The 23,096-nt window shown below is 73.7% G+C and carries 18 protein-coding genes and 1 riboswitch; of the genes, 10 read left to right on the top strand and 8 right to left on the bottom strand.

Translation table 11 applies throughout. The annotated features are described in order from the left end of the window. Window positions 1-78: 78 nt before the first annotated feature. The 6 genes from ABZ449_RS02070 (at window position 79) to ABZ449_RS02045 (ending at window position 4,869) form a co-directional block, all read left to right on the top strand. Window positions 79-510, top strand: coding sequence for a gamma-glutamylcyclotransferase family protein (locus tag ABZ449_RS02070; protein WP_360338534.1), 432 nt, complete (start codon window positions 79-81; stop codon window positions 508-510). Between the two features lie 208 nt (window positions 511-718). After that, on the top strand, window positions 719-1,984 hold the full coding sequence (gene cbiE / locus ABZ449_RS02065) for a precorrin-6y C5,15-methyltransferase (decarboxylating) subunit CbiE (protein WP_360338531.1): 1,266 nt from the start codon (window positions 719-721) through the stop codon (window positions 1,982-1,984). Further along, complete coding sequence (gene cobM, locus ABZ449_RS02060; protein ID WP_360338528.1) at window positions 1,981-2,742, top strand: precorrin-4 C(11)-methyltransferase; 762 nt, start codon at window positions 1,981-1,983, stop codon at window positions 2,740-2,742. Before cbiE ends, cobM begins: the two co-directional genes overlap by 4 nt. Beyond that, the gene (locus ABZ449_RS02055) at window positions 2,739-3,479 is read left to right on the top strand and encodes a cobalt-precorrin-6A reductase (protein ID WP_360338525.1); all 741 of its coding nucleotides are present in this window, start codon (window positions 2,739-2,741) and stop codon (window positions 3,477-3,479) included. The genes cobM and ABZ449_RS02055 overlap by 4 nt, the downstream gene beginning before the upstream one ends. 320 nt (window positions 3,480-3,799) lie before the next feature. After that, on the top strand, window positions 3,800-4,303 hold the full coding sequence (locus tag ABZ449_RS02050; RefSeq protein ID WP_360338522.1) for a DinB family protein: 504 nt from the start codon (window positions 3,800-3,802) through the stop codon (window positions 4,301-4,303). 59 nt (window positions 4,304-4,362) lie between these two features. After that, window positions 4,363-4,869: a protein phosphatase gene (locus tag ABZ449_RS02045; protein WP_360338519.1), complete on the top strand. Its 507-nt coding sequence runs from the start codon at window positions 4,363-4,365 to the stop codon at window positions 4,867-4,869. A gap of 25 nt (window positions 4,870-4,894) precedes the next feature. On the opposite strand, the gene ABZ449_RS02040 is transcribed toward ABZ449_RS02045, so the two are convergent. Then, window positions 4,895-6,424, bottom strand: coding sequence for a UDP-N-acetylglucosamine 1-carboxyvinyltransferase (locus tag ABZ449_RS02040; protein WP_360338516.1), 1,530 nt, complete (start codon window positions 6,422-6,424; stop codon window positions 4,895-4,897). 146 nt (window positions 6,425-6,570) lie between these two features. Beyond that, window positions 6,571-7,800 (bottom strand): cobalt-precorrin-5B (C(1))-methyltransferase, encoded by a 1,230-nt coding sequence (locus ABZ449_RS02035; RefSeq protein WP_360338513.1) that lies wholly within the window; start codon window positions 7,798-7,800, stop codon window positions 6,571-6,573. A 368-nt stretch (window positions 7,801-8,168) separates the two neighbouring features. Between ABZ449_RS02035 and ABZ449_RS02030 the strand changes: the two genes are divergently transcribed. Beyond that, window positions 8,169-9,908: a TIGR03767 family metallophosphoesterase gene (locus ABZ449_RS02030; RefSeq protein WP_360338510.1), complete on the top strand. Its 1,740-nt coding sequence runs from the start codon at window positions 8,169-8,171 to the stop codon at window positions 9,906-9,908. A 65-nt stretch (window positions 9,909-9,973) separates the two neighbouring features. Here ABZ449_RS02030 and ABZ449_RS02025 read toward each other — a convergent pair whose 3' ends face one another. From ABZ449_RS02025 to ABZ449_RS02015, 3 genes are read right to left on the bottom strand one after another with little or no spacing between them, the layout of a single operon-like run. Then, window positions 9,974-11,491: a precorrin-2 C(20)-methyltransferase gene (locus ABZ449_RS02025; protein WP_360338507.1), complete on the bottom strand. Its 1,518-nt coding sequence runs from the start codon at window positions 11,489-11,491 to the stop codon at window positions 9,974-9,976. Between the two features lie 8 nt (window positions 11,492-11,499). Beyond that, window positions 11,500-12,126 carry a precorrin-8X methylmutase gene (locus ABZ449_RS02020; protein WP_360338504.1) on the bottom strand — a complete coding sequence of 209 codons (627 nt, stop codon included), beginning with the start codon at window positions 12,124-12,126 and terminating at the stop codon, window positions 11,500-11,502. Beyond that, window positions 12,123-13,460, bottom strand: coding sequence for a hypothetical protein (locus tag ABZ449_RS02015; protein ID WP_360338501.1), 1,338 nt, complete (start codon window positions 13,458-13,460; stop codon window positions 12,123-12,125). Before ABZ449_RS02015 ends, ABZ449_RS02020 begins: the two co-directional genes overlap by 4 nt. A gap of 272 nt (window positions 13,461-13,732) precedes the next feature. Continuing rightward, window positions 13,733-13,818: riboswitch (cobalamin riboswitch) on the top strand. Window positions 13,819-13,865: 47 nt separating this feature from the next. Between ABZ449_RS02015 and ABZ449_RS02010 the strand changes: the two genes are divergently transcribed. From ABZ449_RS02010 to lnt, 3 genes are all read left to right on the top strand, one after another. After that, complete coding sequence (locus tag ABZ449_RS02010) at window positions 13,866-14,042, top strand: hypothetical protein (RefSeq protein WP_360338498.1); 177 nt, start codon at window positions 13,866-13,868, stop codon at window positions 14,040-14,042. Next, window positions 14,039-17,662 carry a cobaltochelatase subunit CobN gene (gene cobN, locus ABZ449_RS02005; RefSeq protein WP_360338495.1) on the top strand — a complete coding sequence of 1,208 codons (3,624 nt, stop codon included), beginning with the start codon at window positions 14,039-14,041 and terminating at the stop codon, window positions 17,660-17,662. The genes ABZ449_RS02010 and cobN overlap by 4 nt, the downstream gene beginning before the upstream one ends. A gap of 87 nt (window positions 17,663-17,749) precedes the next feature. Beyond that, on the top strand, window positions 17,750-19,348 hold the full coding sequence (gene lnt / locus ABZ449_RS02000; RefSeq protein WP_360338492.1) for an apolipoprotein N-acyltransferase: 1,599 nt from the start codon (window positions 17,750-17,752) through the stop codon (window positions 19,346-19,348). Here the strand turns inward: lnt and ABZ449_RS01995 are convergent. The 3 genes from ABZ449_RS01995 to gdhA all read right to left on the bottom strand — a co-directional run bounded on the left by ABZ449_RS01995 (window position 19,324) and on the right by gdhA (window position 22,833). After that, window positions 19,324-20,088: a VOC family protein gene (locus ABZ449_RS01995; RefSeq protein ID WP_360338489.1), complete on the bottom strand. Its 765-nt coding sequence runs from the start codon at window positions 20,086-20,088 to the stop codon at window positions 19,324-19,326. The two genes, lnt and ABZ449_RS01995, sit on opposite strands and share 25 nt — an antisense overlap. 280 nt (window positions 20,089-20,368) lie before the next feature. Then, on the bottom strand, window positions 20,369-21,244 hold the full coding sequence (locus ABZ449_RS01990) for an AraC family transcriptional regulator (protein WP_360338486.1): 876 nt from the start codon (window positions 21,242-21,244) through the stop codon (window positions 20,369-20,371). A gap of 182 nt (window positions 21,245-21,426) precedes the next feature. Further along, complete coding sequence (gene gdhA, locus ABZ449_RS01985) at window positions 21,427-22,833, bottom strand: NADP-specific glutamate dehydrogenase (protein ID WP_360338483.1); 1,407 nt, start codon at window positions 22,831-22,833, stop codon at window positions 21,427-21,429. Between the last annotated feature and the right edge of the window lie 263 nt (window positions 22,834-23,096).

The following is a 23,096-nucleotide window of genomic DNA, read 5'->3' as shown; positions in this document are numbered from 1 at the left end:
GGCCCGGTGCGCCAGTCGGTATCGGAAGCCGGACCGCAGGACGTACGGTGGGCGCTCCCCAGCGAGGAGGTCGCACCCGTGTCCGCGTCCGAGGAGGCCCTGCCGTTCTTCGTGTACGGCACGCTGCGCAGTGGCGGCCGCAACCATGCCGTCCACCTGGCCGGACGCTGCGCCGACATCCGGCCGGCGGTCCTGGAGGGCGCCGCGCTGCACGACGGCCCCGGCTTCCCGTACGCGGTGCGGGATCCGGCGCCCGGGCACCGGATCCTGGGTGAACTCGTCACCGTACGCCCGGGCGCGTACGCCGGAGCCCTGGAGGCCCTGGACCGGCTGGAGGACTGCCGGCCGGACGGGACCGGGCTGTACGTACGGCGGCGGATGGCGGTACGGACGGCGGCGGGCGAGCTGAGGGAGGCCTGGGTGTACCTCGCCGGGCCGAGGGCCGAGGCGCGACTGCGGGAGCGGCCGGCGCTGATCGAGTCGGGGGACTGGGGGGCGGGCGAGGGGTGACAGGTGACGGCGAACAGAGTTTGAAATCTGTCATCTGTCATCTGTTGTCTGTCGTCTGAAATCTGTCGGCCGTCAGCTGTCCGCTGCCCGTCGTCCGCTGTCGGCTGTCGGCTGTCATCCCCCGCCCGACCTCGCACAGACCGCCAGGTAGGCTGCCCCGGCTGTCAGATTTCCTACTCACGGCCTGTCGACCGACGAGGAGCCACCGGTGCCCGAGCTGCCACCTCCGATCACCGTCGTCGGGATCGGGGCGGACGGCTGGCCCGGCCTCGCCGCCGGCTCCCGGGCCGCGCTGCGGGAGGCCGAGACGGTCGTCGGCGGCCCCCGCCAGCTGGACCTGCTCCCCCACGACGAGGTCACCGCCGAGCGCGTCCCCTGGCCGTCCCCGCTGCGCCCCGCCGTCCCCGGGCTGCTCGCCGCCCACGCCGGCCGCCGCGTCGCCGTCCTGGCCAGCGGCGATCCGATGTTCTACGGCATCGGCCGCACCCTCGCCGAGACCGTCGGTGCCGAACGCCTGCGCGTCCTGCCGCACCCCTCCTCCGTCTCCTACGCCTGCGCCCGGCTCGGCTGGCCGCTGGAGGCCACCGAAGTGGTCAGCCTGGTCGGCCGGCCGCTCGACACGCTCTCCCTGGTCCTCCATCCCGGCCGCCGCCTGCTGGTGCTCAGCGCCGACGCCGCCACCCCGGCCGCCGTCGCCGGACTGCTCACCGCCCGCGGCTACGGCAGCGCCCGTCTGCGGGTGCTCGAACAGCTCGGCGCCCCCGCCGAACGCCACCTCGACGGCCCCGCCGACGGCTGGCCACACCCGCCCGGCGACCCGCTGAACGTCATCGCCGTCGACCTCGGCGACGGCCCCCGCGCCTCCCTCGTCCCCGGCCTGCCCGACGCCGCGTACGAGAGCGACGGCCAGCTCACCAAGCGCCACGTCCGCGCCGCGACCCTCGCCACGCTGGCGCCCTCCCCCGGCGAGCTGCTCTGGGACGTCGGCGGCGGCTCCGGCTCGATCGCCATCGAGTGGCTGCGTGCCCACCGCGACTGCCGGGCCGTCAGCATCGAGCGCACCCCGGTGCGGGCCGAGCGGATCGCCCGCAACGCGGCCGCACTCGGGGTGCCCCGGCTCCGCGTGGTGACCGGCCCCGCCCCCGACGCGCTCACCGGACTCCCCGCCCCCGACGCCGTGTTCATCGGTGGCGGCCTCACCGCGCCCGGCCTGCTGGACGCCTGCTGGACCGCGCTGCGCCCGGGCGGCCGGATCGTCGCCAACACCGTGACGCTGGAGTCCGAGGCACTGCTCACCGAGTGGTACCGGCGCCATGGCGGGGAACTCGTCAAACTCGCCGTCGCCCACGCCGTCCCGGTGGGCGGCTTCACCGGGTGGCGCCAGGCCATGCCCGTCACCCAGTGGTCGGCCGTCAAGCCCGACGGCGAGGCCGACACCCGCAAGCCCGAAACCCCTCAGGAGAACGCCTCGTGACCGTCCACTTCATCGGAGCCGGCCCGGGCGCCGCCGACCTGATCACCCTGCGCGGCCAGCGCATCCTGGCCCGTGCCGAGGTCTGCCTGTACGCGGGCAGCCTCGTCCCGCGCGAGCTGCTGGACGAGTGCCCGCCCGGCGCCCGCCTGATCGACACCGCGCAGCTCAACCTGGACCAGATCACCGCCGAGCTGGTCGCCGCGCACGAGGCCGGCCAGGACGTGGCCCGGCTGCACTCCGGCGACCCGTCGGTCTTCTCCGCCGTCGCCGAGCAGATGCGCCGCCTGGACGCGGCCGGCGTGCCGTACGAGGTGGTCCCCGGCGTGCCCGCCTTCGCCGCCGCCGCGGCCGCGCTGAAGCGGGAACTGACCGTCCCGACCGTCGGCCAGACCGTCATCCTCACCCGGATCGCCAAGCGCGCCACCCCGATGCCCGAGGGCGAGGACCTCGCCACCCTCGGCCGCAGCGGCGCCCTGCTGGTACTGCACCTGGCCGCCGGGTACGTGGACGACGTGGTCGAGCAGCTGCTCCCGCACTACGGCGCCGACTGCCCGGCCGCCGTGGTCGCGATGGCCAGCCGCCCCGACGAGCTGGTGCTGCGCGGCACCGTCGGCGACATCGCCGAGCAGGTCAAGGCGGCCGGCGTGGTCCGCACCGCCGTCATCATCGTCGGCCGCACGCTGGCCGCCCAGCAGTTCCGCGACAGCCACCTCTACTCGTCGGAGCGCGAGCGCCCGCACGAGCCCTGCGGGGCGTGATGCGGCACGTCCTGATCCTCGGCGGGACCACCGAAGGGCGGACGCTGGCCGCCGAACTCGCCCCGACCGCGCAGCGGGTCACCAGTTCGCTGGCCGGCCGGGTCGCCCGACCCCGGCTCCCCGCCGGGGAGGTGCGGATCGGCGGCTTCGGCGGACCGGAGGGCCTGGCCGACTGGCTGCGCGCTGAGCAGGTGGACGCGGTGGTGGACGCCACCCACCCGTTCGCCGCCGGCATCTCCCGGAACGCCGCCCTCGCGGCCGCCGCCACCGGCGTCCCCCTGCTGGTGCTGCGCCGCCCCGGCTTCACCCGGGTAGACGGCGACCGCTGGCTCCCCGTCCCCTCCCTCGCCGCGGCGGCCGACCTGCTGCCCCGGCGCGGCGAGCGGGTCTTCCTCACCACCGGTCGGCAGAGCGTCGCCGCCTTCGCCCACCTCGACGGGGTCCACTTCCTCGCCCGCTCGGTGGACCCGCCCGAGCCGCCGTTTCCGCCCTCGTTCGAAGTCCTGCTGGACCGCGGCCCGTTCACGATCGCGGATGAGGAGGCGCTGCTGCGCAGGCACGACATCGACGTCCTGGTCACCAAGGACAGCGGCGGCGCCGCGACCTCCCCCAAACTGACCGCCGCCCGCGGACTCGGCCTGCCCGTGATCATCGTGGAGCGCCCGCCCGTCCCGGACGGCGTACCGGTCGCATCCGACGTCCCGGGCGCGCTGCGCTGGCTGGAGCAACTGCGGTAGGGCGCACGGCGACCACGGTTCGCCGCTGTGACCGCCGCAGCCGCCGTGACCGCCGCAGCCGCCGTGACCACCGCAGCCGTGGCAGCCGCCGCAGCCGCGCGATCCGGCGACAGCAGATCGCCCCTCCCGGCGTCACAGGGCGGGCGTACGGCCCGAACCCGGCCGGGGAAAGCGCCGGTTGACGCCCTTCCGGCAGGTCGGCCCTCCGGAAGGATCGCCACCGGCCGGCCGACGCCGGGCCGGTCTCACCGCGCCGGACCTCCGCACGGGCCCCGGAGAAATCGCGGGCGGTCCCGTCCGCTGGCGGGCAGGATGGTCCGATGAGTGATGATCAGCGCACGCAGACCCCTCGCACCGCCGACGAACGCACCACCCTGGCAGGGTTCCTGGACTACCAGCGCGACACCCTCGCGATGAAGTGCGCGGGGCTCACCGCGGAGCAGCTCCGCGCCCGCGTGCTGGAACCGTCCGGGCTCTCCCTGCTCGGGCTGGTCCGCCACCTCGCCGAGGTGGAGCGCAGCTGGTTCCGCAATGTCCTCAACAAGGAGGGCGTGCCCGGTTTCTGGAAGCACCCGGACGGCTCCTTCGCCGAGTTCGACGCCGACACCGCCGACCCCGACGAGGCCTTCGCGATCTGGCGCCGCGAGTGCGACCACGCCAGGGAACTCGTGGCCGCCGCGGAGTCGTTGGACGCCCTGGGCCACTACGGCGACGAGGTCTTCTCGCTCCGCTGGATCCTCACCCACATGATCGAGGAGTACGCCCGCCACAACGGCCACGCCGATCTCCTCCGCGAGCACCTCGACGGCGCCACTGGCGAGTAGCTCCGGAGGGCCGCCGAACAGAGCCGGAGCAGCGCCGGCAGCGAGGGAGTGAGCAGGAAGTGCGGACCCGCCAGAAGGAGCGCGACACCCCCGGGCCGTCCGAGCCGTGGAACGAGATCGTCCCCGGGCTCTGGATGGGCGGGCACTACTTCACCCCGCCCGGTGGTGAGCTGGAACTCGTGATCGTGGGGGCAGAGTTCGACCTGGTCGTCAGCCTGTACACGCACCCCGGGCACGGTCCGGCACCGGGGGTGGAGCACCTCGTCCAGGAGGTGCCCGACGCTCCGCTCGCCCACGGTCAGCTGCTCGCCGTACAGGAGGCGGCCGAGCTCACCGCGGCTGCCGTCCGCCGGGGCCGGCGGACGCTGGTGCGCTGCCACTCGGGGTACAACCGCTCGGGCCTGGTGGTGGCGCAGGCGCTGATCGGCCTCGGCCACGAGAGCGGCGAGGCGGTCCGGCTGGTCCGGGAGCGGCGCTCGCCCTGGGCACTGAACAACCCGGTGTTCGTGGACTACCTGAACACCGGGCTGGAGGTTGCCGCACTGCTGGCCGAACTCGACGGGTGAGGACGGCCGGCAGCATGACGGACCGTCAGATGTCGCGGAAGGTCTCGATCTGGGCGCCGATGGAGTTCAGGCGCTCGGCGAGGTCCTCGTAGCCGCGGTTGATGACGTAGACGTTGCGCAGCACGGAGGTGCCCTTGGCGGCGAGCATGGCGAGCAGGATGACCACGGCGGGGCGCAGGGCCGGCGGGCACATCATCTCGGCGGCGCGCCAGCGGGTCGGGCCCTGGACCAGCACGCGGTGCGGGTCGAGGAGCTTGACGTCGGCGCCGAGCCGGGTCAGCTCGGTCAGGTAGATCGCCCGGTTGTCGTACACCCAGTCGTGGATCATCGTGGTGCCGTGCGCGGCCGCGGCGATGGCGGCGAAGAACGGCACGTTGTCGATGTTGATGCCGGGGAACGGCATCGGGTGGATGGTGTCGATCGGCGCGGTCAGCTTGGACGGGCGCACGGTGAGGTCGACCAGCCGGGTGTGACCGTTGTGGGCCCGGTACTCGGGCGTGCGGTCGTAGTCGAGGCCCATGCCCTCCAGCACGGCGAGCTCGATCTCCAGGAACTCGATCGGTACCCGGCGGATGGTCAGCTCGGAGGAGGTGACGACGGCGGCGGCCAGCAGGCTCATCGCCTCCACCGGGTCCTCGGCCGGGGTGTAGTCGACGTCGCAGGTGATCTCCGGGACGCCGTGCACGGTGAGGGTGGTGGTGCCGATGCCCTCGATCCTCACGCCCAGCTTCTCCAGGAAGAAGCAGAGGTCCTGGACCATGTAGTTGGGCGAGGCGTTGCGGATGACGCTGACGCCGTCGTGCCGGGCGGCGGCCAGCAGGGCGTTCTCGGTGACGGTGTCCCCGCGCTCGGTCAGGACGATCGGGCGGTCCATCGGGGCGCCCGGCTCGACCGAGGCGTGGTAGGCGCCGCCGGTCGTGGCGACCTCCAGGCCGAAGCGGCGCAGCGCGGTCAGGTGGGGCTGCACGGTGCGGGTGCCGAGGTCGCAGCCGCCCGCGTAGGGGATGGCGAAGCGCTGGGCGCGGTGCATCAGCGGGCCGAGGAACATCAGCACGCTGCGGGTGCGGCGGGCCGCCTCGACGTCCATCGCCGCGATGTCCAGCTCGGCGGGCGGGGTGAGCTCGAGGTCGCGGCCCTCGTTGATCCAGCGGCTCTTGACGCCGATGCTGGTGAGCACCTCGAGGATGCGGTAGACCTCCTCGATCCGGGCGACGCTGCGGATCGTGGTGCGGCCGGTGGTCAACAGGGAGGCGCAGAGGATCGCCACGCAGGCGTTCTTGCTGCTGCGGACGTCGATCGCGCCGGAGAGCCGGGTACCGCCGGCGACGCGCAGGTGCATCGGTCCGGAGTAACCGAGGGAGACGATCTCGCTGTCGAGGGCTTCGCCGATGCGGGCGATCATCTCAAGGCTGACGTTCTGCTTGCCCTGTTCGATGCGGTTGACCGCGCTCTGGCTGGTTCCGAGGGCCTCTCCGAGCTGTGCCTGGGACCAGCCGCGGTGCTGGCGCGCGGTACGGATGAGGGTGCCGATACGGGTGAGGTAGTCGCCTGTCACTCGCCAGACGATATCTCATGACTGAGATGGCGACAGAACGGGGGGTCGACACACTGCTCCATTTGTCCGTTTCTCGCCCCGTATGGACGTCAGTTCTTCACATCACCAGGTGAGGTTGTCGCACGGCGATGACAGTCGTGACATCGTCACGGCCCGAGCGGCTCCGCCCGGCCGACGACGGTGCCCGCGCGGTCGATGCAGATGACGTCCACCGCGACCGGCGAACCCAGCAGCACGCCGAGCGCCGTCGCCCGGGCCGCCTCGGCGACCAGGTCCCCGAGCGGCACCCCGGCCGCCCGGCACAACTGCACCGCCTCCAGTGCGGTGTTGGCGCCCGCGACCGCCCCGACCAGCGCCTCGTCGGCCCCGCCCCGGCGGGCCAGGTCGGCCAGGTACCCCTTGTCCACCTGGGAGCGCGCCGAGTGGAGGTCGAGGTGGCCGGCCGCGAGCTTGGACAGCTTGGCGAAGCCGCCCGCGATGGTCAGCCGGGGCACCGGGTGGCGCTTGAGGTACTTGAGCACGGCACCGGCGAAGTCGCCCATGTCCAGCAGCGCGTCCTCGGGCAGCCCGTGCTCCGCCACCGCGACCTTCTCCGAGGTCGACCCGGTGCAGCCGGCCACATGGGTGCGCCCCGCCGCCCGGGCCACGTCCACCCCGCGGCGGATCGAATCGATCCAGGCCGAGCAGGAGTAGGGGACGACCACTCCGGTCGTGCCGAGGATGGACAGGCCGCCGAGGATGCCGAGCCGGGGGTTCCAGGTGGAGCGGGCGATCTCCTCGCCGTGGTCGACCGAGACCTCCACCACCACGTCCCCGCTGCCACCGTGCGCGGCGGCCACCTCGGCGACGGCGTCCCGGATCATCTGCCGGGGCACCGGGTTGATGGCGGGCTCGCCGACGGGCAGCGGCAGACCGGCCTTGGTGACCGTCCCCACCCCGGGACCGGCCCGGAACACCACTCCCGTGCCGGGCGCGCCGGGCCGCACGGTCGCGCGGATCAGCGCGCCGTGGGTGACGTCGGGGTCGTCGCCCGCGTCCTTGACCACCCCGACCATGGCGGCAAGGCGCCTGCGGGAGGCGGCCGCACCCTCCGTGCCATCGACCGGACGCGTGCCGACCGTCGGTTCCGCACCGCCGGCCGGCTCGCCGCCGACGGTCAGCTCCTCGGCGGCGAGGGCGAAGGCCGGCTGCTGACCCTTGGGCAGGGTGATGACCACCGGGTCCGGGAACTCGCCGGTGAGCAGCGCGGTGTACGCGGCCTTGGTGGCCGCGGTGGCGCAGGCGCCCGTCGTCCAGCCGGGCCGCAGGCCGCTGCTCTTCAGCTGACCGGCCCGGCCTCCCGCTCCGGCTCCCGCCTCGGCTCCCGCTGCGACCACCTGCGCCCCGTTTCCGACGGCACCCGCGCCGTCCTGCTCCGCTCCGCCGGCCGCACCGGCCGCCGCCGCCGATTTTCCCTCACCGGGCCGGGTGGGGCCCGACCGGGGTGGCGGCGCCCGACCGGGGTGGCGGCACCCCACCGGGGCGGCGGCGCCCGCGTCGCGCGCGGCGCGGAGGAATCCCGTGCATGAGCTGCGGAGGAGTGCCGCCCGGCGTTCCCGAAGAGTTCTCTGCACGGGCCTCGCCCACCATGCCTACCAGTGAGTAATCTGGCGGTCCGCCAGAAGCGGGTTCATGACAGACGTGGGACCCGGCCGGGGTCGACGAGCCTCGCCGGGCCATCAGCATGGGGGTTTTTGTGGCAGGGATGAGTCGGCGTACGTTCCTCACCGGTACGTCGGTGGCCGCCGCCTGGTCGGCCTTGTCGCTGGGCGGCGCGCAGTTCGCCTCGGCGGCGACGCGCGACCAGGCGCTCGCGACGACGGCCGCGCGGGCGGTCACGATCACCGGGACCACGCTGGAGCAGGTGGCCACCCCGGTCGGCACCGGCGGCTACAAGCGGCTGACGGCCGGACCGGGCTGGCCGCTGGTGGTGCGCGGCGACCTGGCGTCGGCGACCGCCGGACGGGACGACCGCCGGACCGGCCTCGCCAGCTTCGTCCAGTTCAGCGACCTGCACCTGGTGGACACCGAGTCCCCGGTGCGCTTCGAGTACCTGGCGAAGCTCAACGGCAGCGCGTACCGGCCGCAGGAGGCCCTGAACGCCCGCGGTGTCTCGGCCCTCGTCGAGCGGGTCAACTCGCTCGCCGGCGGCCCCTACACCGGGATGCCGTTCAGCATGGTGATGGCCACCGGCGACAACACGGACAACCACGAGGTCGCCGAACTCGACTGGTACCTCAAGGTCATGGGCGGCGGCCGGCTGGCCCAGAACACCGGCGACCCCAGCCGCTACGAAGGCGTGCAGAACTCCGGCAACGCCGCCTACTGGAACCCCGAACTCTCCTACAACGACGGCTACAAGGCACAGGGCTTCCCGCAGATACCCGGCTTCCTGTCCGCCGCCGGCCGCCCCTTCGACGCGCCGGGCCTGCGCACGCCCTGGTACACCACGGTCGGCAACCACGACGACAGCATCGAGGGCACGCTGCCGGACTTCGGGCTGCTGAACGACCTGTACACCGGCCGGTTCAAGCTGGAGGGCTGCGACGACGCCACGGCCGCCCAGCTGATGGACTCGCTGCGCCGCGACCCGGCGGGCGCCGTGCTGCTGCTGGCGAAGCTGATCGCCAGCGGCGACCTCGTGCGCGAGATCACCCCGGACCAGCGCCGCAAGCCGTTCACGCTCAAGGAGTTCGCCAAGGCCCACCTGAACCCGGCGGTCACCGGCGCCGGCCCGTACGGGCACGGCTTCACCTCGGACATGGTCAACAGCGGCAAGCTCTACTACGCCTTCCGCATCTCGGAGAAGGTGGTCGGCATCAGCCTGGACACCACCAACCAGGCCGGGTTCGCCGACGGTTCGCTGGGCACCGCGCAACTGCGGTGGCTGGAGCAGCAGTTGCAGGCGCACAGCGGGCACTGGTACGACGCCGACGGGCGCCGGGTGACGGGTGGGAGCACGGACGAGCTGATCCTCCTCTTCAGCCACCACACCAGCGGCTCGATGGGCAACCTGCTGCCGGACCCGCGCAACATCTTCGAGGGGCGGCACGACGGCAACGAGCTGGTGGCGCTGCTCCAGCGCTACCCGAACGTGGTCGCGTGGGTGAACGGGCACACTCACGCGAACAAGATCACGCCGCACGGCCACGCGGTGCCGGAGCGGGCGTTCTGGGAGATCAACACCGCCTCGCACATCGACTACCCGCAGCACGGGCGGATCATCGAGATCGCGGACAACGGGGACGGCACGCTCTCGCTGTTCACCACGCTGATCGAGTCCTCCGCACCGTACGGGACGGACTTCGGCGGCACCTCGGACGCCAACCTCGCGGCGCTCTACCGCGAGCTGTCGTACAACGACCCGAACGGCCGGGTGACGTCCCTGCTGGGTACGGGCACGGACCACAACACGGAGCTGCTGATCACCAAGCCGACCCGGTAACGGATGACGGCAGACGGATGACAGCGAACAGATGATGAAACCTGTTCGCTGTCATCCGTCATCCGTCACTCCTCCGGGTACCGCCGCGGCGTCCAGACGACCTCCACGCCGCCGCTCCGCTCGACCGCCTGGGTCTGCGAGGAGCCGATCAGCAGGATGGTCCGCATGTCGACCAGGGCCGGGTCCAGCTCGCCCAGCCGGACGATCCGCACCCGCTCGGTCGGGCCGCCGACGTCGCGGGCCATCACCACCGGGGTCTGCGGCGACCGGTACTCCAGCAGCAGGTCCCGGGCGAGCCCGACCTGGGTGGTCCGGGACTTCGAGCCCGGGTTGTACAGCGCGAGCACCAGGTCCGCCTCGGCCGCGGCACGCAGCCGCTTCGCCACCACGTCCCAGGGCTTGAGCCGGTCCGAGAGCGAGATCGTCGCGTAGTCGTGCCCGAGCGGGGCGCCGGCCCGGGAAGCGGCCGCGTGGGCGGCGGTCATCCCCGGCAGCACCCGGACCGGGACGTCCCGGTAGTCCTCCTCGCAGGCGACCTCCAGCACCGCGGTGGCCATCGCGAACACCCCCGGGTCACCCGAGGAGACCACCGCGACGCGGCGCCCGCGCCGGGCGAGGTCCAGGGCGAACTCGGCACGTTCCGACTCCACCTTGTTGTCCGAGCCGTGCCGCCGCTGCCCCGGCCGCTCCGGCACCCGGTCCAGGTAGGTGGTGTAGCCGACCAGGTCGGTGGCCTCGGACAGCGCGCCGCGCGCCTCGGCGGTCAGCCAGAGGGGGCCGGCCGGCCCGGTGCCGACCACGGTCACGCTGCCGACGCCGTCCGACAGCCGGATCTCCGGCTCCAGCGGCGCGACCTTGCTCGGCAGCACCGCGACCGAGAAGTAGGGCACCGTCTCCTCGTCGACCTCGGCGAGCGGCGCGACCCGCTCCCCCGTCATGAAGGCCCGCTCCACGTACTGCGCGTCCGCCAGCCGCCCGGCCCGTTCCAGGGCCCGGCGGACGGTCGGGAAGGTGCGCCCCAGCTTCATGATCACGGCCGAGTCGGCGGCCGCGATCCGCGCCGTCAGCTCCTCCTCGGGCAGCGTGCCGGGGATGACGGTGAGCGTCTCCTCGGCCTCGGTCAGCGGCTGTCCGAGCCGGGCGGCGGCGGCACTGAGCGAGGTCACGCCCGGCACCACCTCGGTCGGGTAGCGGTGCGCGAGCCGCTTGTGCATGTGCTGGTAGGAGCCGTAGAAGAGCGGGTCGCCCTCGGCGAGGACCACCACGTCGCGCCCGGCGTCCAGGTGGGCGGCCAGCCGGGCGGCGGCCTCCTCGTAGAAGTCGTCCAGCGCGCCGCGGTAGCCGCCCGGGTGGTCGGTGGTCTCGACGGTGAGCGGGTAGACCAGCTTCTCCTCGACCTGGCCGCCCGTCAGGTACCGCTCGGCGATCGAACGCGCGATGGACCGCCCGTGCCGGGCGCTGTGGTAGGCCACCACGTCGGCCTTGCCGATGAGCTCGGCGGCCCGGACGGTCACCAGCGACGGGTCGCCCGGGCCGAGCCCGACGCCGTACAGCCGGCCCGTGGCGTTCTGCTGCTCGGTCACGTGCTCCGTCACTCTTCTTCGCTCGCAATCGCGTTGACGGCGGCGGCGGCGATCGCGCTGCCGCCGCGCCGGCCGCGCACCACCAGGTGCTCCAGGCCGGACGGGTGCTCGGCCAGGGCCTGCTTGGACTCGGCGGCGCCGATGAAGCCGACCGGGACGCCGATCACCGCGGCCGGTCGCGGTGCGCCGGCCTCGATCATCTCCAGCAGCCGGAACAGCGAGGTCGGCGCGTTGCCGACGGCGACCACCGCGCCCTCCAGTCGGGGCAGCCACAGCTCCATGGCCGCGGCGCTGCGGGTGTTGCCCATCTTCCGGGCGAGTTCGGGCACCGACGGGTCGGTGAGGGTGCAGATCACCTCGTTGTCGGCGGGCAGCCGCTTGCGGGTGACACCGCTCGCCACCATGTTGACGTCGCAGAGGATCGGCGCACCCGCGTGCAGCGCGGCGCGCGCGGAGGCGACCACGCCGGGCGAGTACACCAGGTCCTCGACCAGGTCGACCATCCCGCAGGCGTGGATCATCCGCACCGCGACCTGGGAGACGTCCGCCGGGAGGGCGGCCAGATCGGCCTCCGCACGGATGGTGGCAAAGGACTGGCGGTAGATGGACGCGCCGTCCTTCTCGTACTCGATCACTTCGTGGTCCTCCTGGCCTCGGCGACCGCCTCGGCCATCTCCTCGTTCGTCACGTCGACGCTCGTCGCATCCTTGACGGCCGGCGCGGCGGCAGCCGTCGCACCGGCTCCCGCGCCGTTCACCGTCACCCGGTAGCCGTGCCCGGTCGCGAGCACGTCCACCCACCGCCCGGCCGGGTGGCCGCAGCGCCGTTCACAGCCCGACCAGTGGACGGGCAGCAGGCCGCCGGGGCCGGCACCGGCTCCCGCAGCGGCACCGGCTCCGGCCACGGCACGGGCTCCCGCAGTGGCACCGGAGTCCAGCGCCCGGGCCGCGTCCGTACGGACGTCGGCCAGCGACTTGGCGCAGCCCGGCAGCCCGGTGCAGGCGGTGGCCCGCTCCCAGGCCGAGCCGGCTCCGGTGCGGAAGCCGGCCGCGGCGAGCACGGGCAGTCGGTCGGCCGGAGCGCCGGGCAGCACCGCCCCGCGCCAGGGGGTCAGCCGCAGCTCGCCGGCCGAGGCCTCGACCAGCGTCCGCCACTGCGCGGCGCTCGCCCGGCCGAAGCGCAGCCCCACCGAGAGGCCGCCGGGCAGCGCGCCGACGACGGGCGCGGCGCCGGCGAAGGCGGGCAGCGGCACCGAGCCGGCCGGCAGCAGTCCGGGGACCTCGCGCAGGTGCCAGGCCTTGCGCCCGCTGGTCCGCAGCGCCGCCAGGAAGGAGCGGGCCGCGTCCAGTACGGCCGTCACCTCCTGCCCGGCCTCGACCGGGTGCCCGTGGTCGTCGCGCCCGAGGCGCAGCAGCCGGGCACCGTCCGGGCCTGCGATCAATGTCACATCGGCGTCGAGCGCGGCGACGTCGCCCCGTCCGTCGTCCAGCGCGAACAGGAACTTGCCGGAGAGTCCGGCGGCCCAGTCGCTCGCGCACAGTCGCGCATCCAACTCCCGCACCCAGGCCTGCACTTCGGCGTTGCCGGGGCCCTCGGCGGCGTCCAGTCCGGCCGCCGGCGAGGCGACGATGTTGCGGACCCGCTCGTGGGTGTCGGAGGGCAGCAGTCCGACGGCGCGCAGCCGGTCGGCGAGCTCGGCCGCGCAGTGCGGGGCCAGGCCCCGCAGCTGGACGTTGCCGCGCGAGGTGGTCTCCAGTTCGCCGTCGCCGAGGGCCTCGGCCGCCTCGGCCAGCGCGAGGGCCTGACGGCCCGTCAGCAGTCCGCCGGGCAGGCGGATCCGGGCGAGGGCGCCGTCGTCGGCCGCATGCAGACGAAGCGCTCCGGGACAGGCGTCCGCACGCTCCCGGTCGGGCACCTCCCGGTCGGGTCCTGCGGCGCCCGGCGCGGTGGCGTCGGGTGTCGGTGACATGGCGGCGAGCATACAGATGATCCGATCGCTTGCCTCCGTCCGCTGCATCACACCCCGGCGTCGCCACCGAGCCCACCGGCACGCTCACCACGGAGCTCACCACCGGCCTCGCCCTCGGCGACGCCGGTGCCTCGCCGCCGCGTCGCCACCGCCCCGCCCCACCTCGCGTGCCGGAACGTCCGAAAGCTCACCCTCCCCCAGGTCAGCCGTACCCCGTACGATGCTGACGGGCGGTCCCGACAGGCCGCCCACACGCCAGCGACGGCGCAGGGGAGGAAACCGGTGCGAACCCGGTGCGGTCCCGCCACTGTGACCGCGGTTCACCGGTAGACCGGTCGGCCGCGGGAGCCAGGAACTCCTGCCGTCCTCCACCGGCCCGGGGCGCGGACCCCGAGGAAGGCAGAAATGTTCCAGCGCTGTCGCATGCCCGCGCCCGCGTCCTCGGCCGTCACCACGGCCGTTCCGGCCGCCGCCACGACCACCCCGGTCGACCGCCCGGCCGTTCCGGCCGCCATCACGGCCGCCCCGGCCCAGATCCCGGCCGACCTGGCCACCCACGAGGCCGGGAGGGCCTTCGCATGATCCTGCTGCTGTCGACGTCCGACACCGACCTGCTCAGCGCCCGCGCCTCCGAGGGCCCGGTGCGCTACCGGCTCGGCAACCCGGCCCGGCTCGCCCCCGAGGACCTGCCCGCGCTGCTGGAGGGCACCGAACTCGTCGTGGTCCGCCTGCTCGGCGGGCGCCGCGCCTGGCAGGAGGGCCTGGACGCGCTGCTGGCCGGCCCCCGCCCGGTCGTCGTGCTGACGGGTGAGCAGGCCCCCGACGCCCAGCTGATGGAGCTGTCCACCGTGCCGGCCGGCATCGCCGCCGAGGCGCACGCCTACCTGGCCCACGGCGGCGCGGCCAACCTGGCCGAGCTGGGCGCCTTCCTCTCCGACACCGTGCTGCTGACCGGCCACGGCTTCGCCCCGCCCGCCTCCGCCCCGGCCTGGGGCCCGCTGGAGCGCGAAACCCGTACGAACGACGGCCCGACCGTCGCGGTGCTCTACTACCGCGCCCACCACATGAGCGGCAACACCGCCTTCGTGGAAACGCTCTGCCGGGCCGTCGAGGACCAGGGCGCCCAGGCCCGGGCGTACTACTGCGCCTCGCTGCGCGGCGCCGAGCCCGAGCTGCTGGCCGCGCTCGGCGAGGCCGACGCGATCGTCACCACCGTGCTCGCCGCCGGCGGCACCCGCCCGGCCGACGCCCAGGCCGGCGGGGACGAGGAGGCCTGGGACGCGGGCGCGCTGGCCGCGCTCGACCGGCCGATCCTCCAGGCGCTCTGCCTCACCTGGTCCCGCGCCCAGTGGGAGGCCAGCGACGACGGCCTGTCCCCGCTGGACACCGCCACCCAGATCGCGGTTCCGGAGTTCGACGGCCGCCTGATCACCGTCCCGTTCTCCTTCAAGGAACTGGACGAGGACGGCCTCACCGTCTACGCCGCCGACCCGGAGCGCGCCGCCCGGGTCGCCGGCACCGCCGTCAAGCACGCCCGGCTGCGGTACGTCCCGGCCGCCGAGCGCCGCCTCGCCCTGGTGCTGTCCGCGTACCCGACCAAGCACGCCCGGGTCGGCAACGCCGTCGGCCTGGACACCCCGGCCAGTGCGGTGCGGCTGCTGGAGCGGCTGCGCGCGGAGGGCATGGACCTCGGGAACGACCTCCCCGCCTTCGACGACGGCGAGAGCGGCCACGAGGGCGACGCGCTGATCCACGCCCTGATCGCGGCCGGCGGCTACGACCAGGACTGGCTCACCGAGGACCAGCTGGCCCGCAACCCGGTGCGCATCCCGGCCGCCGACTACCGCCGCTGGTACGCCACCCTCCCGCGGGCCCTGCGCGAGCAGGTCGAGGAGCACTGGGGCCCGGCCCCCGGCGAGCTGTACGTCGACCGCTCGCAGAACCCGGACGGCGACATCGTGCTGGCCGCGATCCGTTCCGGGAACCTGCTCGTGCTGATCCAGCCGCCGCGCGGCTTCGGCGAGAACCCGGTCGCCATCTACCACGACCCCGACCTGCCGCCGAGCCACCACTACCTGGCCGCCTACCGCTGGATCGAGGCCGCCCAGGAGGACGGCGGCTTCGGCGCCCACGCGGTGATCCACCTCGGCAAGCACGGCAACCTGGAGTGGCTGCCCGGCAAGACCGCCGCGCTGTCCGCCGAGTGCGGCCCGGACGCCGTCCTCGGCGACCTGCCGCTGGTCTACCCCTTCCTGGTCAACGACCCGGGCGAGGGCACCCAGGCCAAGCGCCGGGCCCACGCCACGCTCGTCGACCACCTCGTCCCGCCGATGGCCCGCGCCGACTCCTACGGCGACATCGCGCGCCTGGAGCAGCTGCTGGACGAGCACTCCAACATTGCCGCGATGGACCCGGCCAAGCTGCCGGCGATCCGCGCCCAGATCTGGACCCTGATCCAGGCCGCCAAGCTCGACCACGACCTCGGCCTGGACGAGCGCCCCGAGGACGACGGCTTCGACGACTTCCTGCTGCACGTCGACGGCTGGCTCTGCGAGGTCAAGGACGCCCAGATCCGCGACGGTCTGCACGTCCTCGGCCAGGCCCCGGTCGGCACCGACCGGGTCAACATCGTGCTCGCCATCCTGCGCGCCCGGCAGATCTGGGGCGGCGTCAGCGCCCTGCCCGGTCTGCGCGAGGCGCTCGGCCTGGACGAGGCGGCGCTGACCCTGGGCGCCACCGACGCGGCCGAGGCCCGGGCCCGCGCCCTGGTCGAGGCGATGGAGGCCGAGGACTGGGCGCCCGAGGCGGTGGAGAAGGTCACCGCCGGGCTGCCGGAGGCCGTCCAGCCCGCCGTCCGCGAGGTGCTGGCCTTCGCCGCCACCCAGGTGGTGCCGCGGCTGGGCGCCACCACCGACGAGCTGGACGCCGTGCTGCACGCGCTCCAGGGCGGCTTCGTCCCGGCCGGCCCGTCCGGCTCGCCGCTGCGCGGCCTGGTCAACGTGCTGCCGACCGGCCGCAACTTCTACTCCGTCGACCCGAAGGCCGTGCCCAGCAAGCTCGCCTGGGAGACCGGCCAGGCGCTCGCCACCTCGCTGGTCGAGCGCTACCGCGCGGACAACGACGGCGCCTACCCGCCCTCGGTCGGGCTCTCGCTCTGGGGCACCAGCGCGATGCGCACCGCCGGCGACGACATCGCCGAGGCCTTCGCCCTGCTCGGCGTCCGCCCGGTCTGGGACGACGCCTCCCGCCGGGTCACCGGTCTGGAGCCGATCCCGCCGGCCGAGCTGGGCCGCCCGCGCATCGACGTCACCCTGCGCATCTCCGGCTTCTTCCGGGACGCCTTCCCGCACGTGGTCGCGCTGCTGGACGACGCGGTGCGCCTGGCCGCCGCCCAGGAGGAGTCCCCCGAGACGAACTTCGTGCGCGCCCACGTCCAGGCCGACCTCGCCGTGCACGGCGACGAGCGCAAGGCCACCGTCCGGGTCTTCGGCTCCCGTCCGGGCACCTACGGGGCGGGTCTGCTCCAGCTGATCGACAGCCGGGACTGGCGCACCGACGCCGACCTGGCCGAGGTGTACACGGTCTGGGGCGGCTACGCGTACGGCCGCGGGCTGGACGGGCGCCCGGCGCGCGAGGAGATGGAGACCGCGTACAAGCGGATCACCGTCGCCGCGAAGAACACCGACACCCGCGAGCACGACATCGCCGACTCGGACGACTACTTCCAGTACCACGGCGGCATGGTGGCCACGGTGCGCGCGCTCACCGGCAAGGCGCCGACCGCCTACATCGGCGACTCGACCCGTCCGGAGACGGTCCGCACCCGCACCCTGACCGAGGAGGCCGCCCGGGTCTTCCGCGCCCGGGTGGTCAACCCGCGCTGGATGGAGGCGATGCGCCGCCACGGCTACAAGGGCGCCTTCGAGATGGCCGCGACGGTGGACTACCTGTTCGGCTACGACGCCACCACGGGCGTGGTCGCGGACTGGATGTACGAGAAGCTGACCCAGGAGTACGTCCTGGACCCGGTCAACCGGGAGTTCCTGGCGGGCGCCAACCCCTGGGCGCTGCACGGGATCAGCGAGCGACTGCTGGAGGCGGCGAGCCGCGGGCTGTGGGAGCAGCCGGACCCGAAGCTGATCGAGCAGCTGCAGGCCGCGTTCCTGGAGACCGAGGGGGACCTGGAGGGCGGCGAGGACTGACCTCCGGCGCGGGACCGGGGGGCGGCCTCGCCGAGCCGCCCCCCGGCGTACTGGTGGTGCACGCCCTCCCGGCGGACAATGCGAGTCATGTCGCGTCGCTCCGCTCCCACCAGCCCGGCCCCGAGCACGAGTGCCACCGGGGAACGGGAGCCGCACGCGCCGCACCGGTACCGGGGGCGGGTGGGGGCGGTGGCGTGCGGGGCGGTGCCCGTGCTGGCGTTCCCGTCGGCCGGGCAGGCCTGGCTGGCCTGGATCGCGCTCGTGCCCGGACTGCTGCTGATGCAGCGGGCGCCGTCGGGCCGGGAGGCCGCGGTGCGCGGCTGGTGGTTCGGCGCGGGGTTCATCCTGACCGCGATGTGCTGGCTGGTCCCGTCCATCGGGCCGGGACTGCCGGTGCTCGCGGTGCTGTTCGGGGCGCTCCAGAGCGGCGTCGGGTACACCGTGCACCGGCTGCTGCACCCTCAGCTGTCCGCTCCTCGGGCACTCCTGGCGCTCCTGGTCGTGCCGGCGGTCTGGGTGACCACCGAGTACGCGCGCTCCTGGCCGGCGCTCGGCGGCCCGTGGGCGCTGCTCGGCGCCACCCAGTGGCAGCACCCGGCGGTCCTCGCGCTGGCCTCGGCCGGCGGGATCTGGCTGGTCAGCGCGGCGGTGGCGGCGGTGAACACCGGGGTGCTGATCGCGCTGACCGCGGTGCACTGGCGGCCGCGGGCCCTCGCCGCCGGGTCCGTCGTGCTGGTGCTGGCCTGCGGTCCGCTGCTGTTCGCGCTGCGCGAGGCGCCCGCCGCGGACGGGGCCGTGACCGTCGCACTGGTCCAGCCCGGCATCGTGGAGGACCCACAGGTCCGGTTCGAGGCGAGCGCGCGGATCACGGCCGGACTCGTCGGACAGCCGGTGGACCTGGTCGTGTGGGGCGAGAGCAGCAGCACCGCCGACCTGGACCGCGACCCGGCCGCGCTGGACACGCTGCGCCGACTCGCCGCGACCACCGGCGCCGAGGTCGTCGCCGGGGAGGACGCGCGCAAGGCGGACGGGCGGATCTCCAAGGACGCGGTGCTGGTCTCCCCCGCCGGCGTGGTGGACCGCTACCGCAAGATCCGGCTGGTGCCGTTCGGCGAGTACATCCCGCTGCGGCCGGTGCTCGGCTGGATCGCCGGGGTCAGCCGGGCCGCGGGCGAGAACCGGGCACCCGGCACGTCCTTCCACGTCCTGCCCGCCACCGACCGGGCGGGCGCGCCGCTGCCCGTCGGGGCGCTGATCTGCTTCGAGTCGGCCTTCCCCGACATGGCCCGCACCGCCGCCCGGGACGGTGCCCGGGTGCTGGTCTACCAGTCCTCGACCTCGACCTTCCAGCACACCTGGGCGCCCGAGCAGCACGTCTCGCTGGCGGCGATCCGGGCCGCCGAGACCGGCCGACCGGCCGTACAGGGCTCGCTGACCGGGGTCTCGGCCGCCTTCGACGCCCAGGGCCGGGAGCTCGCCCGGCTCGGTACCGGCGGCACCGGCGTGCTGAGCGTCCGGCTGCCGCTCACCGCGCCCGGGACGCTGACCTGGTACGACCGGATCGGCGACGTGGTGCCGCTCGGGGCGCTCCTGGTCAGCGCGGGAGCGGCGCTGGTGGCCGTGGCCGGGTGGCGTCGCTCGCGCGTCGTCCGGCGGGCCGCTCAGCCCTCGACGCCGGCGGTGTAGACGCCGAACGCGGCGCCCTGGGGGTCGCGCAGCACGGCGATCCGCCGGCCTCCCGGCACGCCGGTGGCGGGCATCAGGACGTCCCCGCCGAGCGCCGCGGCCCGGCTGACGGTGTTGTCGACGTCGGCGACCGCGAAGTACGGCAGCCAGTGCGGCGGCACCTGGGGCGGGAAGCGGTCGTCCATCGTCAGCATGCCGCCGAAGTCCCGGCCGTCCACGCCCCATTGGGGGTAGTGCTCGGAGGGGGCGACGGACCAGCCGAAGACCTTCGGGTAGTAGGCGAGCGCGCCGGACGGGTCACGGGTGAGCAGTTCCACCCAGCCGAGCGAGCCGGGCTCGTTGAACACCCCGGCGCCCCGGAAGGCGCGGGCCTGCCAGAGGATGAGCACCGCGCCGGAGGGGTCGGCGGTCACCGAGAAGCGGCCGAAGTCGGAGACGTCGGTGGGGTCCTTCAGGATCCGGCCGCCGAACTCCTTGACCCGCGCGGCGGTGGCGTCGGCGTCGGCGACCGCGATGCAGACCGTCCAGGCGATCGGCTGCTGCGGGGCGTAGCGCGGGGTGATGGCGGCGGCCGGGACTCCCCCGACCAGCATCTGGGCGTAGTCGCCGTCCCCGGGGCGGGCCGTGTCGTCCACCTGCCAGCCGAAGATCTCGGTGTAGAAGGCCAGGGCGGCGGGCGGATCGGAGGTGCCCAGCTCCGTCCAGCAGGGGGCGTTGGTGGTCACGGAGGTCTGCTTCATGACGTCTGTCCTCGCAGCTTGCTCGGGAACTCCCGGGTTTTCGGCGCCTCGGCCCCCGCACCTCCTGCCCCAGCATGCGGGGCGGGAGCGGAGCTTGGCGGGCGGTGGTGGGCCGAATGGGGTGGGCGGGGTGGACGAACAGATGACAGCTGACAGATTTCGAAACCTGTCAGCTGTCATCTGTTATCGGTTATCCGTTATCGGCTGTCGGTTGTCGGTCTTCGGTTGTCGGTTGTCGGTTGTCGGTTGTCGGTTGTCCGTCGGCTGCCGCCGCCGCCCGTCAGCTCCGCACGGCCCGCGCCACCGGGATCCACAGCTCCGCCTCCGCGTCGACCGTCCCCGGTACGGGCCGGAGCTGGAGGATCTCCGGGCCCGGCCGCGCCTCGTACGGGTTGGACGGGAACCACTGGCTGGCCACGTCTCCCCACATCTCCTGCAGGGCCTGCGGGAACGGCCCGGTGTTGGTGAACACCGCCCAGGTGCCGGCCGGGACGTCGAGCACGTCCAGGTCGGCCGGGACGGCAGCCCCCTCGCGTGCCACCACCGCGTGCCAGTAGTCGAGTTCGGACCCCTCCTCGCGGTTCGGCGAGAAGTCGTCGCTCACCGAGAGGATCCCGGCCGGGTCGCCCCCGGACAGGGCCGCGATCCGCTCGACCGTCTCCTTGCCGAGCCCCTTGATGAACTCGGCGATCCCCGGGTTGATCCCCTGGTAGATCAGGGTGACCCGGGCCTTCTTGCCGATGATCCGGAAGTCCGGCTTCTCGACGATCCGGTATTCCATGCTGCTGCTTCCCTCCACGACGAGTCGGAAGGACATCCGGGGCTGGGAGACGAGCACCGCACCGTCGCGCCGGGCCTCACCCGGACCGACTCCGTGCATGGCCCGGAACGCCCGGGCGAACGCCTCGCCCGAGGAGTACCCGTACCGGACCGCGATGTCGAGCAACGTCCGCTCGCCGTCCAGGACTTCGGCCCCGGCGACGGTGAGTCGCCGACGCCGGACGTACTCCGACAGCGGCATCCCGGCGAGCATCGAGAACAACCGCCGGAAGTGATACTCCGACGTCATCGCGATCCGCGCCAGCTCGGCCACCTCGACCTCACGGTCCAGGTCCTGTTCGATCCGGTCCATCGCCCGGTTCAGGTGCTCCAGCACACCGACCCCCGTCCTTCCCTTGCTGATGTTCACCGTAGGAAGGACCCACCCTGCCGCACCCGACAATCGGTGCCCGCTCCGGTCGGGTCACCGATCGCCGGGTGACGGCGGTCGACGGACGGCAGTCGACAGGCAGCAGTCGACGGACGGCAGTCGACGGACGGCAGTCGACGGACGACGGCTCAGATCAGGCCCTGGGCCAGCATCGCGTCCGCGACCAGCTCGAAGCCGGCGATGTTCGCGCCGACCACGTAGTTGCCCGGGTGGCCGTACCGCTCGGCGGTGGTGAAGCAGGAGTCGTGGATGTGCTTCATGATCCCGGCCAGCCGCTCCTCGGTGTGCTCGAAGCTCCAGGAGTCGCGCGAGGCGTTCTGCTGCATCTCCAGGGCGCTGGTCGCGACGCCGCCCGCGTTCGCCGCCTTGCCCGGGCCGAAGGCCACCCCGGCCTCCTGGAAGACCCGCACCGCCTCCGGGGTGGTGGGCATGTTCGCGCCCTCGGCGACGGCCAGCACCCCGTTGCGCACCAGGGCCAGCGCGTCGGCCTCGGCCAACTCGTTCTGGGTGGCGCAGGGCAGGGCGACGTCACCGGGGACGCTCCACACCCCCGGCCCCTCGACGAACCGGACGTGGCCACCGCGCAGTCGGGCGTAGTCGGAGACCCGGCCCCGCCGGACCTCCTTGACCTCCTTGAGCAGGTCGAGGTCGATGCCCTTCTCGTCCACCACGTAACCGGAGGAGTCGGAGCAGGTCAGCACGGTCGCGCCGAGCTGCTGCGCCTTCTCGATCGCGTAGACCGCGACGTTGCCGGACCCGGAGACGACCACCCGGCGCCCCTCCAGGCTCTCACCACGGCTGTGCAGCATCTCGGAGGTGAACATGACGCAGCCGTAGCCGGTGGCCTCCGTGCGGGCCTGCGCGCCGCCCCAGCCGAGGCCCTTTCCGGTGAGCACACCGCTCTCGTACCGGTTGGTGATCCGCTTGTACTGGCCGAAGAGGTAGCCGATCTCCCGGCCACCGACGCCGATGTCCCCAGCCGGCACGTCGGTGTACTCGCCGAGGTGGCGGTAGAGCTCGGTCATGAAGGACTGGCAGAACCGCATGATCTCGGCGTCCGAACGGCCCTTGGGGTCGAAGTCGGAGCCGCCCTTGCCGCCGCCGATCGGCAGGCCGGTGAGCGCGTTCTTGAAGATCTGCTCGAAGCCGAGGAACTTGACGATCCCGAGGTTCACCGAGGGGTGGAAGCGCAGCCCGCCCTTGTACGGCCCGAGGGCGCTGCTGAACTCCACCCGGAAGCCGCGGTTGACGTGGATGTCGCCGGAGTCGTCCGTCCACGGCACCCGGAACATCAACTGCCGCTCGGGCTCGCAGATCCGCTCGATGATCCGGGCGTCGAGCAGCTCGGGGCGGTGGGCGAGCACCGGAGCGAGGGTCTCCAGCACCTCGTGGACGGCCTGGTGGAACTCGTCCTCGCCCCGGTTGCGGCGGACGACGTCGGCGTAGAGCGCCGCCGTCGCGCGCTGCTCGGCTTCGAGGGAGGAGCCGGGGGAGGCGGTGAGGGAGGAGTGGGAGTTGGCGGGGGTCATCGGCATCTGGTCAGGACCCTTCCGTGGTCGTCGTTGGGCGTGCGCGGTGTCCCGGCGGGCCTGGGGGACGTGCCCAGGAAACGGCGCAAGTCTCGCAGTGTCCACACCGCGGGTCCCGCGCCATCCACATGCTGGAAAGCCTGCTCGGTGCGACCGGGGCCGACGGGGCGTCGCACGCCACCGCGGTCGAGCCCCGTCCCACCGGCCACTAGTTGTTCAAATTGGAACTACCTAGTACGGTCGACCTCCGATCCACCACGATCCGTCCG

It is taken from the genome of Kitasatospora sp. NPDC005856 (genome assembly GCF_040629945.1).
Taxonomy (GTDB): domain Bacteria; phylum Actinomycetota; class Actinomycetes; order Streptomycetales; family Streptomycetaceae; genus Kitasatospora.
The sequence above is the reverse complement of the archived record's forward strand: the minus strand, read 5'-3'. Positions and strand labels throughout refer to the sequence as shown.